Origin of the sequence: Stomatohabitans albus (assembly GCF_036336025.1) — a bacterium.
In the GTDB taxonomy this organism is placed as follows: Bacteria; Actinomycetota; Nitriliruptoria; order Euzebyales; family Euzebyaceae; genus Stomatohabitans; species Stomatohabitans albus.
Genome location: NZ_JAYKKE010000001.1, coordinates 363,922 through 380,020 on the forward strand (window position 1 = coordinate 363,922; position 16,099 = coordinate 380,020).

The 16,099-nt window shown below is 50.7% G+C and carries 18 protein-coding genes, 1 tRNA gene and 3 pseudogenes; 16 read left to right on the top strand and 6 right to left on the bottom strand.

Annotation, left to right across the window (positions count from 1 at the left end):
- Positions 1 to 9: 9 nt before the first annotated feature.
- From VCU37_RS01495 to VCU37_RS01505, 3 genes are all read left to right on the top strand, one after another.
- Positions 10 to 1,224: an MFS transporter gene (locus tag VCU37_RS01495; RefSeq protein WP_336248861.1), complete on the top strand. Its 1,215-nt coding sequence runs from the start codon at positions 10 to 12 to the stop codon at positions 1,222 to 1,224.
- 64 nt (positions 1,225 to 1,288) lie between these two features.
- Complete coding sequence (locus VCU37_RS01500) at positions 1,289 to 2,323, top strand: YeiH family protein (protein ID WP_336248862.1); 1,035 nt, start codon at positions 1,289 to 1,291, stop codon at positions 2,321 to 2,323.
- 264 nt (positions 2,324 to 2,587) lie between these two features.
- Positions 2,588 to 3,118: a hypothetical protein gene (locus VCU37_RS01505; RefSeq protein ID WP_336248863.1), complete on the top strand. Its 531-nt coding sequence runs from the start codon at positions 2,588 to 2,590 to the stop codon at positions 3,116 to 3,118.
- 78 nt (positions 3,119 to 3,196) lie between these two features.
- Here VCU37_RS01505 and VCU37_RS01510 read toward each other — a convergent pair whose 3' ends face one another.
- On the bottom strand, positions 3,197 to 3,631 hold the full coding sequence (locus tag VCU37_RS01510; RefSeq protein WP_336248864.1) for a pyrimidine dimer DNA glycosylase/endonuclease V: 435 nt from the start codon (positions 3,629 to 3,631) through the stop codon (positions 3,197 to 3,199).
- A gap of 193 nt (positions 3,632 to 3,824) precedes the next feature.
- Positions 3,825 to 4,358 (bottom strand): DUF1697 domain-containing protein, encoded by a 534-nt coding sequence (locus VCU37_RS01515; protein ID WP_336248865.1) that lies wholly within the window; start codon positions 4,356 to 4,358, stop codon positions 3,825 to 3,827.
- 283 nt (positions 4,359 to 4,641) lie between these two features.
- Here VCU37_RS01515 and VCU37_RS01520 point away from each other — a divergent pair, with 283 nt between their 5' ends.
- From VCU37_RS01520 to VCU37_RS01555, 10 genes and pseudogenes are all read left to right on the top strand, one after another.
- Positions 4,642 to 4,953, top strand: a complete 312-nt coding sequence (locus VCU37_RS01520) for a hypothetical protein (RefSeq protein ID WP_336248866.1) — start codon at positions 4,642 to 4,644, stop codon at positions 4,951 to 4,953.
- An 85-nt stretch (positions 4,954 to 5,038) separates the two neighbouring features.
- Positions 5,039 to 5,188, top strand: coding sequence for a hypothetical protein (locus tag VCU37_RS01525; protein WP_336248867.1), 150 nt, complete (start codon positions 5,039 to 5,041; stop codon positions 5,186 to 5,188).
- A 418-nt stretch (positions 5,189 to 5,606) separates the two neighbouring features.
- Positions 5,607 to 6,488 (top strand): ABC transporter ATP-binding protein, encoded by an 882-nt coding sequence (locus VCU37_RS01530; protein WP_336248868.1) that lies wholly within the window; start codon positions 5,607 to 5,609, stop codon positions 6,486 to 6,488.
- Positions 6,489 to 6,491: 3 nt separating this feature from the next.
- A complete protein-coding gene (locus VCU37_RS01535) occupies positions 6,492 to 7,250 on the top strand; it encodes an ABC transporter permease (protein WP_336248869.1) in 759 nt (252 codons plus the stop codon).
- Positions 7,251 to 7,684: 434 nt separating this feature from the next.
- Positions 7,685 to 7,894 (top strand): annotated as a pseudogene (locus VCU37_RS09325) (hypothetical protein); the annotation flags it as partial.
- Between the two features lie 124 nt (positions 7,895 to 8,018).
- Positions 8,019 to 8,462 (top strand): hypothetical protein, encoded by a 444-nt coding sequence (locus VCU37_RS01540; RefSeq protein ID WP_336248870.1) that lies wholly within the window; start codon positions 8,019 to 8,021, stop codon positions 8,460 to 8,462.
- A gap of 695 nt (positions 8,463 to 9,157) precedes the next feature.
- Positions 9,158 to 10,051, top strand: a complete 894-nt coding sequence (locus VCU37_RS01545) for an alpha/beta fold hydrolase (RefSeq protein WP_336248871.1) — start codon at positions 9,158 to 9,160, stop codon at positions 10,049 to 10,051.
- Positions 10,052 to 10,279: pseudogene (locus VCU37_RS09330) on the top strand (KilA-N domain-containing protein); the annotation flags it as partial.
- Positions 10,280 to 10,444: 165 nt separating this feature from the next.
- Positions 10,445 to 10,987 carry a ClbS/DfsB family four-helix bundle protein gene (locus tag VCU37_RS01550; RefSeq protein ID WP_336249537.1) on the top strand — a complete coding sequence of 181 codons (543 nt, stop codon included), beginning with the start codon at positions 10,445 to 10,447 and terminating at the stop codon, positions 10,985 to 10,987.
- Positions 10,988 to 11,002: 15 nt separating this feature from the next.
- A pseudogene (locus VCU37_RS01555) lies at positions 11,003 to 11,474 on the top strand (type I restriction enzyme endonuclease domain-containing protein); the annotation flags it as partial.
- A 143-nt stretch (positions 11,475 to 11,617) separates the two neighbouring features.
- Here the strand turns inward: VCU37_RS01555 and VCU37_RS01560 are convergent.
- A tRNA-Ala gene (locus VCU37_RS01560) sits at positions 11,618 to 11,690 on the bottom strand.
- A gap of 15 nt (positions 11,691 to 11,705) precedes the next feature.
- Positions 11,706 to 12,596: a UTP--glucose-1-phosphate uridylyltransferase GalU gene (gene galU, locus VCU37_RS01565; RefSeq protein WP_336248872.1), complete on the bottom strand. Its 891-nt coding sequence runs from the start codon at positions 12,594 to 12,596 to the stop codon at positions 11,706 to 11,708.
- A gap of 52 nt (positions 12,597 to 12,648) precedes the next feature.
- Here galU and VCU37_RS01570 point away from each other — a divergent pair, with 52 nt between their 5' ends.
- From VCU37_RS01570 to VCU37_RS01580, 3 genes are all read left to right on the top strand, one after another.
- Entirely contained in the window at positions 12,649 to 13,248 is a 600-nt protein-coding gene (locus VCU37_RS01570) for a 5-formyltetrahydrofolate cyclo-ligase (protein WP_336248873.1), read from the top strand.
- A 51-nt stretch (positions 13,249 to 13,299) separates the two neighbouring features.
- Positions 13,300 to 13,566: an FmdB family zinc ribbon protein gene (locus VCU37_RS01575; protein ID WP_336248874.1), complete on the top strand. Its 267-nt coding sequence runs from the start codon at positions 13,300 to 13,302 to the stop codon at positions 13,564 to 13,566.
- A 167-nt stretch (positions 13,567 to 13,733) separates the two neighbouring features.
- Positions 13,734 to 14,597, top strand: a complete 864-nt coding sequence (locus VCU37_RS01580) for a CpaB family protein (RefSeq protein WP_336248875.1) — start codon at positions 13,734 to 13,736, stop codon at positions 14,595 to 14,597.
- On the opposite strand, the gene glpX is transcribed toward VCU37_RS01580, so the two are convergent.
- Both glpX and VCU37_RS01590 read right to left on the bottom strand, forming a co-directional pair.
- Positions 14,594 to 15,574: a class II fructose-bisphosphatase gene (glpX, locus tag VCU37_RS01585; protein ID WP_336248876.1), complete on the bottom strand. Its 981-nt coding sequence runs from the start codon at positions 15,572 to 15,574 to the stop codon at positions 14,594 to 14,596. The genes VCU37_RS01580 and glpX overlap by 4 nt on opposite strands.
- A gap of 182 nt (positions 15,575 to 15,756) precedes the next feature.
- Positions 15,757 to 16,002, bottom strand: a complete 246-nt coding sequence (locus VCU37_RS01590) for a hypothetical protein (protein WP_336248877.1) — start codon at positions 16,000 to 16,002, stop codon at positions 15,757 to 15,759.
- Positions 16,003 to 16,099: the final 97 nt, after the last annotated feature.

Here is a 16,099-nt window from a genome sequence, read left to right on the forward strand (position 1 = left end):
TGACCTGGCATGCGATACAGTCCTCTCCGTATGCAGGTGGGTCAGGCAAGAATCAACCAAGCCAGATGGGCTGTTGCCGCCTTGTTCTTTACCAATGGGGCACTCTATGCGAATGTTGCGCCGCGTTTCCCCGAGATAAAAACTGCACTTGGGTTGAGTGACGCGGTTTATGGACTGAGTATTGCGGCATTTGCGGCTGGGGCACTGATCGCCGGATTGGGGGCTGGGGCCTTAAACCAACGCTGGGGAGCACCACTGGTGGCCACAGTGAGTACCGCCCTGAGTGGGCTGGCCCTATTGTTTGTTGGCATTGCCTCCGTGCCCTGGGCGTTTGCTGGCGGGTTATTCCTTGCCGGCGCCATGGATGCGATTACCGATGTGGCCCAAAATGACCACGGGTTGCGGGTTCAAGATGCTGCCGGTCGCTCAATCCTGAACAGCTTCCACGCCACCTGGTCAATTGGGGCAGTGTCCGGTGGGGCTATGGCCGGGGCGGCGATAGCGTTAGGACTACCGCTTCATCTGCATTTAACACTTTCTTTCCTGGTATTCACTGGCATAGCAATAATCGCGAAACACTTCTGCCTACCCCCAGCACTCATTGCGGCTGCGAAACAACCTACCGATGAGCCGGCAACCCGAATCGGTGGACTGTCTGCTCCACGGATTGCCCTTCTCATTGCGATTTCAGCTATCACGGTGGGGAGCACGGTGGTTGAAGATCTGGGATCTTCGTGGGCAAGTCTGTATCTGCATGAATCGTTGGGGCTTCCTGGTTCGATTGCCGCATTTGGGTTGGTGGCTGTGGCTGGGGCGCAGTTTGTGGGGCGGTTGCTCGGTGACAGGATGACCGACCGATTAGGTCCAGTCTTGATGGCACGGATAGGTGGTGGTCTCGTTGCACTCGGGTTGGGTAGTGCATTGCTCTTGCCCTCAGCTCCATTGACATTTTTAGGGTTTATGGCCGCAGGTTTTGGGATTGCAACCCTCGTGCCCTCTGCCTTCCATGCCGCTGACCAGATCCCAGGTCTCACCCCTGGTACGGGCTTAACTATTGTGGCCTGGCTGATGCGGGTTACGTTCCTACTCACCCCACCTGTCGTCGGGGCTATTGCCGATACCACGACACTCCGATTAGCTCTTGGGTTAATTCCTATTATCGGCGTATTGACAGTATTGATAGCGCCGGTTCTTTCACCTTCTCAGGGGCAGAACTTAACTTGAGCAATGATTCAACAACCTGTTATGAGGTACCCAACACAGTGCTCAGACCAGGCATAATAGCTGGGTGATTGATCAAGCCAAAGATAAGTTACCTGGTTTAGCACTCGCCGCTGTCTGTGCAGCCCTCGCCTATGCCATCTCCCTCGCGGTACCACTGCTTTCGGCCATGTTGATTGCTATTTTCATCGGCATCTTCATCCGAAATATCGGCTGGATTCCACAAGTAGCCGAACCGGGCATGGCTGTTGCCGGTAAAACGGTGCTACGTGCTGGTGTGGTGTTATTGGGGTTACGCCTCTCTATTCCCCAAGTATTGGAGCTGGGATGGGGGGTTGTTGCGGTCATTACCCTCACCGTTGCTGGTACCTATGTGGCCTCCTTAGCGTTGGGTCGCTTGATGCGGCTGCCTCACGCAGTAACAGTCCTCACCGCTACGGGAACCGCGATTTGTGGAGCTGCGGCCGTGGCAGCCATGAGTGCTGTCGTTAAAGGTGATGATAATGAATCAGTAGAAGAAGCCGCCGCTACCGCCATTGCCTCAGTCACCCTGTTTGGCACGATTGGATTGATTGTGGTGCCTTGGCTTGGCCAAGCCATTGGCCTTGAACCAAACCAGATTGGGGTTTGGATTGGTGCAGCCGTCCATGAGGTTGGTCAGGTGGTTGCCGGTGCAGGGATTGCCCAAAACGCCCAGCCTGACAGCCAGGTAGGGGCCATGCTGGTAGACACCGCCTTGGTCACCAAACTGGGCCGGGTTGTGCTGTTAGCTCCCCTTGTTGCCATCATCGGTGCTATCGAAGCAAGTCGGCATCTTCATCGCACCCACCCAGACGGAAGTAAAACCCCAGTTGTTCCCTATTTTGTACTTGGCTTTTTGGCGATGGTCATCGTGCGGTCTGTCACCAATCTCCCCGAATCGGTGACAGATGGGGTCAATACCATCGCAACCATCCTGTTCACCATGGCAATGGTGGCTATGGGTTCTGGTGTTCGCTTAAAGAAGTTGGCCAGCACGGGTGGGCGTGCACTGCTGATGGGTGGCATCACCGGCATTGTGTCGGCGCTGATTTCCTTGGTAGGTCTCTATGTCCTTGTGTGAGCGCATCTGAATGGTGAGGTAGATAAGCACAACCAATACGCTGTGGGATAGCCATTGGATAGCCATATTGAGGGAGCCAAGAAGGTCCAGGCCCATGGCAAATGGTTGGCGTAGCAGGACCAGCGGTTTTGTTGGCGCTACTCGGGAGAGACGACAAGGTTGTCACCGTAAGGTGAATACTGGCTAGAGCTGTTTGGTCAAATACCAGAATCTAATTCAACCCTGTAGTTGAGGTGCAGGTAGGTACCTGCTTACAATCACTGTGTGAGCCGTCACACGATGCTTAGGCCACCACAACGGTGGGCACGCAATGCCGCTTGGATCTCAGCCCTCGCGGGTCTTGGGCCGGTGTTGTGGCGTATTCATATGCTCATCTGGGGTGCAGGGTGGGACCTGGCCCCGCAGTATCGATCGTCCCCTACCCTGGTGGGGTACGTCAGTTTGCTCATCATTGGGGAGGCTGCCGCAAGTATTGCGCCATTGGGGCTTGTGCAGTGGTGGGGTGAGGTGTGGCCAAGCTGGATACCCCGCCTTGGGGGAAAACGTATCTCACCGCGATTTGTGGTAACTGTCGCAACGTCAGGTACGGCATTGGTCACCTTGTTGGTTTTCCCACTTCTGGGGAGGCTCTTCTGGGCTACTTCGGCTGGGATCGACAACCCCATCCTTCAAGTGCACGGTCGGCACCGAACCTTCCTACTTGCCCATTATCTCTTCTGGCCACTTTGGCCGATCGGCCTGTGGGTTGCGCTGTTCGGCTTCTATAAACGCTGGTTCGGAAACAAGCCAAGCTGAGTGAGGGATTCTCACACCTTGGCTGGGAGCATGGGTTGGCTAAGTGCGGTTGGCGGGGTTGTTTTTGTGCGGCATAGGTCACCGATGCTCAACCGCTCGCTCCCACGGTTCAACCGGCCCTGGAGTAAGCCTGAATAACGAGTGTGGTGCGGGGGTGTCGAGGTGGTGCAGCCATTCGGGGGCGCGCTTGGTCACTTTGGCGTGGAGATGGGCAAACTCAAGCTCAAGTTGGCCTTGGGTGACACTCAACGAACCAGCTGGGGACGGAGTTGCCACGATAAGTTCCCGATTAAACTGATAGCCCCGTGCGGTGGCTTCTTCGGCCAAGGGCAATAACCACCCGGCGATTAGCGCGGCCGGGTCACCATCAGCACGAAAGCGATCTAGCTGGGGGTGGTTGCGATACCCTTTGGTGTTGCCTTGTAGCACCTTTTGAGCTAACAACCCCTCACGCCACCCTGCAACCAAGGCGGCTCGGTCCAACAACTTTGGGTGCAAACTCCACAACCGCATATGTGCCCTCCTCAGGTTCAAACCAGACACCCACACCCTACCCGAGGCCAGGTAAACACCATTCAAGTGTTGGGCTGGAAGCGCAAAAACGTTTCTCCCCCAACACTTAAACGTGATTCACCGCTTGGGTATTGCTCTGTCTGCTCTTTTGGCTAATACGTGACTCCGGGCCGCTGGCGAAGTGGTTAATGGCTCACCAGGTAGCGGCAGTTTTTAAGAGGCGTTGGATAGTGCCCAAGGTGCGGGTTGTGGCAACACCTTGAGTTGCCTGTTCTAACACTGCCGTGGGACTACCTGCCGTATTGCGAGGTTTACGCGTGAGGCTGAGCGCTACCCCATCGTTGAGATACAAGATGTCTACATCATCTTTCGGGTTTGTCCATGGCAGCTCCCATTCGGGAGTTCGAGGCCCTCGAAAAAAGGTGACACACTCGCGATAGGTCTTGGGTGATGCGTGTGCCTCAAAGATGTCCAGTGCCACGAGGGCTTCAAGCTGAGCAACTGACTGAATAAATACCGCATCGTCATACCCGCAGCATGCTCGAAGTACTGGGGCAGCGAGTTGGACAATCTCTAGTGGTGTTTCAGTGTCAAGTAAGACCGTGCCATTGGTCTGAAACGACTTCACCCGATGAGCACCGCCACGTGCCAGCGCATCTTCAAGCTGTTCACGATTGGGCGAACCACGATGTCCTAAATTGAGATTGCGATACAACGCGACGTACAACGGTGTGCCTTTACTTAGGGGTGTTGGCCTCTCACCATAATGCAAACGTACCGATGGTCTGCGCACTGCAGATTTTGGCGTTGGAGGGGGGGGAGGCTTTGTGGATGAACATTTATTCCTACTCGATCGAGAAGGCTAAGTAGGGAGACCTCAATCGCAAAGAAAGAAGAACTTCGGGAGAACCGCTACGGTACTGTAACCAACACGACTTCCAAAAAAAACAGGAGCTGCAGCTTGATAAAGCTCTTGTATACAGAAACTTCGTCGTGTAGAAGGGCTGGTAATGCAATGGGATGATCATGCCAGCAGAGAGGCGTATTTTCGTACCCCACAAGGTGATTCACTACGTGACATCATGCGTGATGTACTCGCCATGGAACAGGCTGCGGGTGTTAGAGCCAGGCGCCGACTAGGGTTGTCATTGGCGGCGTATCTTCTCCTGCGAGAACAAGGTGACAAAGCCCAATGGGGTAGCGAGTGGAACGAATCCCAGACTCAAGGTCCTCAGGGATGGTTGCCTGCATCCATGTGTAACCAATCGCTCTTTGAATCACTGGCAAGCCAAGGTGCGATGGGCGTGCATAGGCAGCAGTAGTGGTACACAGGCAGAGCGACTTTGTACAGCCAGTTTCCAAGCAGGCTTATCTGTCGATTTACGTCCCAGTCCTGCTGCTTTAGAAGTGATCGAACGACACGGACCGGATCATTTTACGTTGGAATTGCTACCCCAAGTGATGGATGCGCACATCTTCAGAGATCCCCCTGAAGACTGTCCCCACGATGCAGGTGAAGCGATACGTCGGCTTGGTGATGCTAAGGACGCACAGTAGTTGACTGCAGCTGTCGAATGGATTATCTCCTCCAAGGTGCCACTCATCACCATGGCTGAGCGCCAGACATCGCTACGTGCATTGATACGAGCACCACATTTGGAGCAGGTGGCGCGAATTCTCCCTTATCATGCTCGTATAGCATCTCCACGTGCACCAGGCGCGCTGCGCCTAGGTGGTAAAGAAGCGTCAACACACCTGGGTATTCCAATCTTGGATAGCCGTGCTCAACGACAGGCGACGGTGGGAATTGAGCACTGTCGCACAGCTCTCCTTCACCTGATCAATGCCAAACACCCACTACTTATGGGTTCCGGAGCGCCGGGAACAGGACTAGCCCCGGGCTTGGCATGGCATGATGAAATCGCTACATTCAAAACAATAGGATGGTCGTAATTCAAAGAAATGGGATGGTCGTATGCAGCATGAGACCGTTTTGGCTGTCTCGAACCTTAAGAAACGGTATGGACTTATCGAAGCCGTTGCCGAAGCAAACATTACGGTACACGCTTCGGAGGTCGTTTGTCTTGTAGGGCCCAATGGGTCAGGGAAGACAACCCTCATTGAGTGCATCGAGGGACTGCGCAATGCCGATGCGGGGCAGATCACCCTGTTCGGACGCTCTTCAGGAAGCCGAAGACAGCGGGCACATCTCATCGGTGTGCAACTCCAAGAAGAGGGACTTCCTGCGCGTATTCGTGTCGGTGAAGCAGTGCGCCTATTCGCAGCTATTTATGGGGTCCAAACACCTGACGATGAACTCATCGAACAACTGGGCCTAACCGAACTTGTACGACGGCCTTTCGAGATGCTCAGTGGTGGGCAAAAGCGGCGTACTGCGCTGGCTCTGGCGTTTATTCATGATCCACGCCTGGCTATCTTGGACGAACCATCATCTGGTCTAGATCCCCAAGGTCAGCGCGAGATCATTTCGATCATCAAGCAGCGTGCGAATGCCGGTACTGGCCTGTTAATCACAACCCATAATATGCAATTTGCAGCCGAAGTTGCCGACCGGGTAGTAACCATTCGGAATGGTCGCACGATTGCAAACGACACCCCAGACAAACTTTTGGCTTCCTTGCCATACACCTGGTGCCTTTCTGGCCCGGTGGATCTGAAACTTCCTGAGGGTCATCCCGGCTACCTACTCTGCGAGCACAACAACTACAGGCTTTATGGAGACCGCCCCGAGCTAGAGAGAATCCTTGACACGCTTAACCCAACCGACCAAGTCCGCATGAACCTACGCCGTGTAGACCTAAGTGACGCCCTCTTTTTGTATGAGAGTAAGGACTGACCAATGCCAAGTACTATGCGCCAGTTCCAAGCATTATTAGCAACGGAAGTTCGCCTCTTCCTCAGAGAACCTACCGCACTCTTTTTCTCTCTAGCTTTTCCCCTCATACTGTTGCTATTCGTCGGATCAATCGGTGCAAGCGAAGAGGTAGCAACCGGGGTACGCTTCGTCGACACCTATATGGCATCAATGATTGCTGTAACAGCAGCCAATGTTGGCATTATGGGTCTTTCGATCCATGTAGCAGAGAACCGCTCTAGAGGTGCACTAAAACGCTACCACCTCTCACCCATGCACCCCGCCGTGTTCTTTGCCGCGCAACTCGCAACGGCACTTGTTACCGTTGCGATTTCACTCCTCGGACTCATTGCAGTCACGATAGTACTGTACGGATTGTCCAACACTGCCAACTGGTTGTTACTCTTTTTCTACACTTTGTTGGCATTATGGACCACCGTTTCATGGGGCCTCTTTTTGGGAGGGTTACGACTACCACTACGCAGCGTTCAAGTTATCTCAGCTGCAGTTTTCTTCCTCATGTTCTTCTCAAGTGGCGCCGCGTTACCAAGACAAGCATTCCCAGAATGGCTCCAAGGTATTACCGCTTGGAATCCAATCGCCGTCTTAAACGACACACTTGTGCAGGCCTACACCGGCTACGGCGAGGTCACAGCAGTGCGTATTGCTGCACTGGTGCTAAGCACATTATGTGTCAATTTCATCACATCAAAAGCATTCGACTGGGAGGGACATAGCTCATGACTCAGAGATCTCAAAGTCTCCTCGAAGAACGGTATTAGAATCGCACAAGACCTACTGTTAAGGCAACATTGTCCCGTGATGAGAAGCTGTCCTACGACAAAATCGAAGAGCTTCACTCGCCCGTTGGATTCATCCGTTTAGTAGGTACGTACTTCCGTGCGACGTCTGGGGCACACTCGCATACTGCCCACGGACAATATTTTGATTACGACCACATCATGAGCCGTACCCTTGGTGTTGCCGCTCTGCATTCTGGCTACAGTTCTCGGGTTTATGGGGGTGGTAAGGGGCTGGATCTTCCGAATGCCTATATCTCATCAATGGGTGAAGGGGTCGAAAGAGTCCTCGGATCATTCGCGTTCCTTTTGTGGCAAGATCGCATCCAGTTCGGAACACGAGTCGAGCTTTAACGACAGGATAAAACCTGCTTAGGTCCAAGTGATGTTCCCCCGTTCTCGGATGAACGGTATGCCGACCCTCATTTCATGTTTTCACACTGGGAGGACTCTGACTTACTGGGTTGGATCCCAGGAAAACGTTTGTTCTCCGAGGAAGAAATCTGGGTTCCCACTCAACTTATGTTCGATTTTACGCATCCCGATCTATCCGCAATTACATTTGGAAGAGTTATAGTCCTCAACTAGCACAACCTTACCCACCTCAAAACCCCGCTCTCGGCCATCCGCATTACCAAACAGTTCCTGTTGAAGCTGGCTTTCATTCAGAGCCGATTGGCGCCAACCTTTTGGGCGATCCGCTCCCGTACCCATGAACAACAACCAAGCATTAAGCAACCCGGCCACACCAGCTCTTGTTACTTCGATCAGTTTTATCCTTGGGTCTCTTCGTACTGGAGTACTTATGGGCATGTGGTTTATCGTGTCCACCCCTCAAGGGTTGGTTACCGAGAATCTTTTGCCCTTTTTGTTGCATGTGGGAGGCGCCATTGCCACCACGGCAGCTCAAGTCCGTTACCAAGTGGTCATGCAACTTTGCGCAATCGCATTCACGGGATACAGCACGATTAGTTTGGCGTTGTCAGCCCCGACTGTGCTAGCCATCATTTTTTGGGTTACTGGTTTGACCACCTTAGTTGCACTCATCATTGTTGCGCTGCGGCCCCCAAGTACCACACACCGCTGGGCATGGTGGATCGGGTTTGCCTTTTTCATAGCCGGATGTGCGATCACTACTTGGGCAAGAACGTTGTGATACCCCCATCGCCTGCCAAAGCGTTGTATCGGAGAAACGCTGGCGATCGTAGATGAAAAGCATCGCTATGGCCTGGTTAGCTCCAATGATATGAGGCCTATTCGTTTGCCTTTGCCTTTTCAAGTTACACGCTCACAAAACAGGAATGATAACCACACCCCAAAGGGAGATGCGGGGGGATGAGTTCAACACATGCGCTCTGGGCTTCACTATTTGTGCTTACCTTCGGATTAAGTGTTGAATCAGAAGTCTTTTGCGCTTCCAGCTCAACACTTAAATAGCATTCATCCGGCCTCAACGAAGGTGTTGGGCCAGATGCGCCATCATTCTTCTGGTTCAATACAGACATGGCGTTCACGATGTGAGGGGCAGTGATTCTGACCAGATTGATGACAAGGCCGCGGCTTGTTAGGTCACCATTTGTAGCGCGGAGTAGCGGTTCTATTTTATTATATAAAGAGATTTTCTTATAACAAGAGACCTAATATACACAAAGAATAACTAATTATTTTAAATAATAGGAAAAAATATTAGTCGCTACATTAAAGGAATGAAAGATAGCTGTATTGACTTGCCATATAGTAAATATTATACTATATTAGGACTGCGAATAATTATGATTCCAAGTATCTAGGCAAGCATCTAATACCTTCTCAATAGACTTAATTTAATATTAAGAAAAGGAATGATGAAGAATGGTCTCTAAGAAAATTGGAAAATGGATATCTGCAGAAAAGTATAAAGAATACCTAAGTGCCTATCGTGAAGCAATGAAGAAAATCCCTGAGTCTGAGTCATTGCAAATAAAAACATCCTACGGGACTGTACAGACTTATTGCTGGGAAAATAATAATGCAAATCAGAAATTTCCTATACTGCTTTTGCCGGGCAAATCATCCGGAACACCGATGTGGTATGCCAATCTTCCTGATTTATATCAAAATAGAACAGTGTATGCTTTTGACGCATTAGGGGATGCAGGATTGAGTGAGCAAGATAGGCCTATAAACAATAGTTTTGATCAGGCAAAATGGATAGACGAAACAATAGAAAAGCTTAATTTAAGCAAGGTGCATGTGATGGGGCACTCATTTGGCGGATGGTTGTCAGCTAATTATGCTTCTCTATTTCCGCAAAAAATAGCATCACTAATACTAATTGAGCCTGTTTTTACATTTCAGATGATAAAACTTGTCATTATACTAAAGTCTATTCCCTACAATATGCGTTTCTTGCCGAAAAAATGGAGGCAGGGGCTTTTGAGGGAAATAAGTGGCTCTCAAGACATTGATACAAGTGATCCTGTAGCCAAAATGATTGATGATGGGGCAAACTATTATATTTCGAATTTACCTTCTCCGAAGTTGATTACTCGTAAGCAAATGCAAAGTTGGAAGTTTCCTTTATATGTTGCATTTTCCGATAATAGTGGAGTTCACAATTCTTCTAAAGCACTAAGAGAGGCAGAGATAAATGTTAGAGATATTACTGCTAAAATATGGAAAAATGCCACCCATTCATTACCTATGGAATATCCCGAAGAATTAGATAAGGATATTATCCTATTTATTGAAAGGTATGATAATTGACTGAGAAGCAAAGATAACATTCAATTTTTAGGTTTATTGAAATCAATGCATAATCCTGATTTTAAACCTATTGAATTCAATATATTTAGAAATAAAGCCGACAACAATACATTTACACTATCACCACCAAAATAGATTGAAAAGACAAATGCAATAGGTATTGTTTCTAAGTCAGGACGATATGGAGGCACATTTACCCATAGTGATATAGCAATGGAATTCGTTTCATGAATTTCACCAAAATTTAAGCATTACATTATTTAACAAAAGAGCAAAACATAGTCTTTTAAAAAATTTGACTATCATACAGAAGTACATTTGAGCAACAAGAATAGAATATCAGAAGAAAACTTAAAACAATACTAAAATATAGCGTAAAGCAGGAGGAATATCATACCAAGACCAAGAACAAAAGAAGATTTAATAATTACAGCAAAAGAAAACTACGATAAGTTGAACGTATTGATTACCAAGTTGTCTGACGAAGAATTAAGCACACCTTTTGACTTTTCGAATGATGAAAAAAAGAAAGAGGCCCATTGGAAAAGAGACAAAAATCTAAGAGATATCTTGATACATTTATATGAATGGCACCAACTTCTTTTAAATTGGGTAGATACAAATATAAAAGGAGTGGCGAAACCTTTTATTCCAGCTCCATATAATTGGAAAACTTATGGAGATATGAATGTAGAGTTTTGGAAAAAACATCAAGAAACTTCTCTTACAGATGCAAAAGAAATGATCCACAAATCCCATAAAGACATTTTAGAATTAGCTCAAAGATTTACAAATGAAGAATTGTTTTCAAAAGATGTCTATAAGTGGGTAGGAGGAAGTGTACTTGGTTCGTATTTTGTAAGTACTACTTCAAGTCATTATGATTGGGCGATAAAGAAGTTAAAAGCACATCAAAAGAATTGTAAGAGAAAATAGGCAGATATGTAGATGCTTGATGAGAAAGAAGCTATCAAAGTACTAATTGAAGAATACGAAATCGTGCGTGACATATATCACGGTTTCGGCTATCTCAGCGCGTTTGATGGCACACCACAAGATCGTCTAAGAGTGTTAGCTGGCGCAATCGAGTGGATATTAGAGCGCCAACAACAATGGGCGGCAAAAGAAGAAGACAAACAGGAAAAAGAAAGCCCATCGCCGGTATCAAAATGCCGTAGCCGCCTTGTCATAAGCCTTTGCCCTCGCGTCAACCTCAGATAAAGCCCGCAGTATCCGAGACGAAGTCGGGTTTTTCCAGACCGTTCGTGAAGCATTAATTAAAAGCAAAACGGACTCGGTCAGGTCTGTCCAAGACCACGATCTTGAGATCCAACAAATCGTTAGCCGTGCGGTGATTTCGACGAATATTGTCGACATTCTTGCTGCTGCGGGACTTAAGAGCCCGGACATCTCTATCCTTTCAACAGTGCTCCAGCAAGCCGAGGCGTTGTCATCAATCTGGTCAGAATTACAAAGGCCTGCATCGTGAACGCTATTCAAGTGTTGGGCTGGGAGCCTAAAAACGCTTCTGGCCCAACACTTAGTCGGAAGTTACGCACAAAAAAGTGGAGCTGAGGGGAATTGAACCCCTGGCCTCCTCGATGCGACCGAGGCGCTCTACCAACTGAGCTACAGCCCCAAAGGTTCGCCCAGCTTAGAGCGTTTCGTCGTTCATTGCCGCAACGAAATCACGCAAAAACGATTTAAATTCGGCACCCAGGTCTGCTCGGCTTGCGGCAAGTTCCACGCTGGCGCGCAACGCGTCGGCCTTTGCGCCAACGTCATAGCGTCGTCCAGTGAAGCGAATGGCACGCATCGGGGCATCGTGGGCTTGGGCATTGAGCGCATCGGTGAGTTGAATCTCACCCCCGCGCCCAGGCTTGGTTGCGGCGATGTAGTCAAATATGCTCGGACTGAGCACGTAGCGCCCAATAATGCCAAGATGAGAACGCGCCTTAGCCTTTCCTGGTTTTTCGGCTAGATCACGCACAATCAGGCTCTCAGGGTCGTTCGGGTCAGCAACCGCGTCCACAATCCCGTAGCGGTCGAGATCGTCGTCACTCACTTCTTGGACGGCAACCACACTCGTTTCATGGCGTTCACTCGTGGTAATCATACGTGCGAGGAGGTGATTATCGTGCACGACGATGTCATCACCGAGCAGTACTGCAAAAAAGTTGTCGCCAATATGGTGATGGGCATGCCCAACCGCGTGCCCCAATCCGAGGGCCTGGCCTTGGCGCACAAAATGTACATGCGCAAGCGTGGTGATGGCTTGAACTTGTTGCAACAACTCCGTTTTGCCGGTTCTCGCAAGTTCGGCTTCTAGCTCAAAGGCCCGGTCAAAGTGGTCTTCAAGGGCACGTTTATTTCGACCAGTCACAATTAGCACATCGGTCAGCCCTGCCGCCACCGCCTCTTCAACCACATACTGAATGGCTGGCTTATCAACGATGGGAATCATCTCTTTGGGTTGTGCTTTTGTGGCCGGAAGAAATCGAGTTCCTAAACCTGCCGCTGGAATGACCGCTTTATTGGTGAACATGATTATGCCTATTATCTGACGATACGTACCTATCTAGGCAGGATAGTTGGAGATGAACGCCGAAGCCCCCAAACCCCCGCAGCCGCAAAATAGCAAACAGCTCAAACACCTGGTGCGTGCCAAAGTGCTTGTACGTCGCGCGGAACTGAGCAATGAATTGCGTATTCACGCCTCAAGTGTTGTTTGCCAGCGCCTTTGGGAAATGCGGGAGGTACAAAGCGCCGAAGTCGTGATGGGCTACTCCAGTTTGATTGAAGAGCTGAATATCAATCCCCTCCTCGAACGGTTAATTGGACGCAATACCCATGTGTGGTTACCGCGTATCACCGGACCAGGCGAAATGGAAGCTGCACCGATCAAGAGCCTTGATGACACCCGTATTGGCCCCATGGGCATTAACGAACCTAAAGGGGCGGTGAGTGATCTGCACAAGGCCCCGCACGTGGTTCTGGTTCCGGGCGTGTCATTTGACCCTGAAGGTAACCGGTTGGGGGTCGGTCAGGGCTACTATGACCGCTTCTTAGCGAACTTGAGCCGCCGCCCCTACCTCATTGGAGTTGCCTTTGATGAGCAAATGGTCCGCGCAATACCCTATGAAGATCACGATATTCAAATGGATGTCGTCGTAACGCCTTCGCACATATATCGTTAGACGGTCCCAAACGGCGAGTACGCCACACGATCTATCTGAACTGTGATTTGAATGCCCACTTACGATTACGCATGCCTTGACAATGGCCACGTATTTGAAGCCCGCCAATCGTTTTCTGAACCTGCCCTCACGGCCTGCGTGATATGCGGTGGCCCGGTACGAAAGAAGTTCAGTGCGGCTGGCATCGTCTTTAAAGGTTCCGGATATTACGTGAACGACACGCGCAAACCAGATAGTTCATCATCTGACTCATCATCGTCATCATCCACATCATCAAGTTCCGAAACCACCTCCAGCAGCTCATCTGCCGCTGACTAGTACACGCATACGTCTACGGCCTGGTCACATCCGGGTCGTTTTTCCCTGCTGTTCCTCGTACCCGTCAGACTCACGTACCTGACGGAGGTTGTGGATAAGGCACGCGTTATCCCCACCAGTAAGAAATAGGCGTAGGCACAACTGTGCACGAGCGGCAGGGTAACCCTATGCCTGCGCCTTCTCCCCCGCCGTTTGTTGGTCCTGCATTCCCGTTGCCAGCCCGTCTCGACCGACTGGCTGAGCGCTGGGCACGTTTGCCATGGCGTATGCAAGCCCTCATCACTGTCCTTGTGGTGTGTGCGCTTATCCTCGTCCATATCAACCGTGTTTCACAGGCGAGAGGAGAAGCTAAGGCCTTACATACCGCCTGGGTGGCGACTGAAACCTTAGCTCCTGGTGACCTGTCAGAAGGCAAATTTGTCCGTGTGCGTGTTCCTGAACAAGCCCTTCCCGCATTAGCCGTCACCGAAGCACCAACTGAGCCACCTGTGCTTCCTATTGTGGCGGGCACTGTTGCGACAACCGCACATTTTGATGGGGTAGACAAGGCACCAAACGTGCCCGTAGCGCATCGTGCGGTTGCCATCACCTCATCAGATGCCGACCTCTATGCGCCTGGCGCACAAGTAGACCTCTGGGAACTGGCTGACGAGCAACCATCCATTCTTGTCGAGCACTTGACTGTAGTAAGTGTGAAACAAAACCGGGTGGTTGTCGGTGTACCGGACGCACTCGCTGCACGAACCATCCGGTTGCAGGCCCTCGGACAACTCCAGCTCTCACTTGCAGGACCGGAGACGCACAGCACGCCAAACCCCGTAGCTGCGACACCAGAACAGATGTCCGAGCATCCTCTTGCTCCTCCAAGTCCATCAGGTATTCCTAGTGATGCAGCGGGCTCTCTGAGCCAGGACTCCTCAGACCGTACACATGCAGACCTTACATCGCGGTCAGTGTCACCCCCACCAAACGGAGTATCGGGAGCGTCACCGCCCCCGATACCTCAAAACAAACCAGGCGAGCCGCCTTAGGCCATCGTCTGAAGCTGTTGCAGCTTTTCCATGGAATGATCTGCCGTAATCTGGCGGATGGTGCCTGATTTCGATCGCATACTGAGCGAGGTTGTACGGATACCATGACCGGTGTACTCAACGCCATTCAGGAAATTACCGCCCGTAATGGATGTACAAACGAACACCGTGTCATCGCTATTGACCAAATCATCAGTGGTAAGGACCTTTTCAAGGTCATACCCCTGTTCGATTGCCGCTTTACGTTCTTGATCATTGCGTGGATAGAGCCGAGCCAACATGTGCCCACCGATTGCCTTCATCGCGCAGGCGGTAACCACCCCTTCGGGGGTTCCACCAATACCAATCAAGGCATCAGCACCTCCCGTTGGAAGCGACGCACTAAGGGCTCCGGCAATGTCACCATCACTAATCATGGATAGGCGGGCACCAGCTTCGCGCACCTCAGCAGCCATCTGGTCATGGCGGGGGCGGTCAAGCATCACGATGGTGAGGTCTCCAATATTTTTGCCCTCAGCGTCAGCGATCGCCTTGAGATTCTCCGCAATAGGGGCGTCAATGTCGACTCTGTCGACGGCATTAGGGCCAACGACCCACTTCATCATATACATCACGGGGCCTGGGTCGAACATCGTTCCCCTCGGAGCCATCGCGAGCACACTCAACGCGCCTGGACGGCCTTGCGCGAGCATTGTGGTGCCATCAATCGGATCCACGGCTATATCGGTTGGCGGCCCATAGCCAGAGCCAACCGTTTCCCCGTTAAAGAGCATAGGGGCTTCATCTTTCTCCCCTTCTCCGATAACAACAACACCTCGAATATCGACGGTAGTGAGCATTGAGCGCATCGCATCTACAGCGGCTTGGTCACCCGCTTCTTTGTCAGCACGCCCCATCCAACGTCCAGCAGCAATTGCCGCGGCCTCAGTGGCACGCACAAGTTCCATTGCAAGGTTTCGATCTGGTGAAAGATTCATAAGCGGACTTTACGCCCCCTCAATGACCAGATTCCAACTCGCTAAGGGAACTTTCACATCCCATTACATAATTGGCTGGCGCTCCTAACCGGCCCCTTGGTTGCTGACAAGATGCACATATGCGAAATGAGCAAATCGTTGGAGCGATGGTTGTCCTATTTCTACGGTGTGAATAGGTCCTTTTACCCCATCGGAGGTATGTCATTGGTAAGAACCAGATCAGGAGCATCCGACGTGATCGGCTGGCTCGGTTCTTGTGTGGCACCACGCCCACTAAAGGCCACGATATTCAGCGCATCAACCCAATCCAGGTGAGCGCGTGTACGAAGTTTATTTGCTGAGACACGGACACGATCTTGGGCACCACCAGGCATAGCCCCACCAACAAGCGATGAGGCTGTGAAAAGAACAAGGAGTTCCTTTTGCATGTGATTCCTTTTAGGTAGAGAACGATACGGACCGCGATCGGTTCACCGGCCGTTCTGGCTATCGTCTGAAAATGGCTGGTCACTTAGCCCAATTCGT

What these genes read in the sequence shown, in the direction of transcription:
- VCU37_RS01495 (WP_336248861.1), top strand. Translation starts at nt 10, where the DNA reads ATGCGATACAGTCCTCTCCGTATGCAGGTGGGTCAGGCAAGAATCAAC.
- VCU37_RS01510 (WP_336248864.1), bottom strand. Translation starts at nt 3,631, where the DNA reads ATGCGGTTGTGGAGTTTGCACCCAAAGTTGTTGGACCGAGCCGCCTTG.
- VCU37_RS01520 (WP_336248866.1), top strand. Translation starts at nt 4,642, where the DNA reads ATGCAATGGGATGATCATGCCAGCAGAGAGGCGTATTTTCGTACCCCA.
- VCU37_RS01530 (WP_336248868.1), top strand. Translation starts at nt 5,607, where the DNA reads ATGCAGCATGAGACCGTTTTGGCTGTCTCGAACCTTAAGAAACGGTAT.
- VCU37_RS01535 (WP_336248869.1), top strand. Translation starts at nt 6,492, where the DNA reads ATGCCAAGTACTATGCGCCAGTTCCAAGCATTATTAGCAACGGAAGTT.
- VCU37_RS01540 (WP_336248870.1), top strand. Translation starts at nt 8,019, where the DNA reads ATGAACAACAACCAAGCATTAAGCAACCCGGCCACACCAGCTCTTGTT.
- VCU37_RS01545 (WP_336248871.1), top strand. Translation starts at nt 9,158, where the DNA reads ATGGTCTCTAAGAAAATTGGAAAATGGATATCTGCAGAAAAGTATAAA.
- galU (WP_336248872.1), bottom strand. Translation starts at nt 12,596, where the DNA reads ATGTTCACCAATAAAGCGGTCATTCCAGCGGCAGGTTTAGGAACTCGA.
- VCU37_RS01570 (WP_336248873.1), top strand. Translation starts at nt 12,649, where the DNA reads ATGAACGCCGAAGCCCCCAAACCCCCGCAGCCGCAAAATAGCAAACAG.
- VCU37_RS01575 (WP_336248874.1), top strand. Translation starts at nt 13,300, where the DNA reads ATGCCCACTTACGATTACGCATGCCTTGACAATGGCCACGTATTTGAA.
- VCU37_RS01580 (WP_336248875.1), top strand. Translation starts at nt 13,734, where the DNA reads ATGCCTGCGCCTTCTCCCCCGCCGTTTGTTGGTCCTGCATTCCCGTTG.
- glpX (WP_336248876.1), bottom strand. Translation starts at nt 15,574, where the DNA reads ATGAATCTTTCACCAGATCGAAACCTTGCAATGGAACTTGTGCGTGCC.
- VCU37_RS01590 (WP_336248877.1), bottom strand. Translation starts at nt 16,002, where the DNA reads ATGCAAAAGGAACTCCTTGTTCTTTTCACAGCCTCATCGCTTGTTGGT.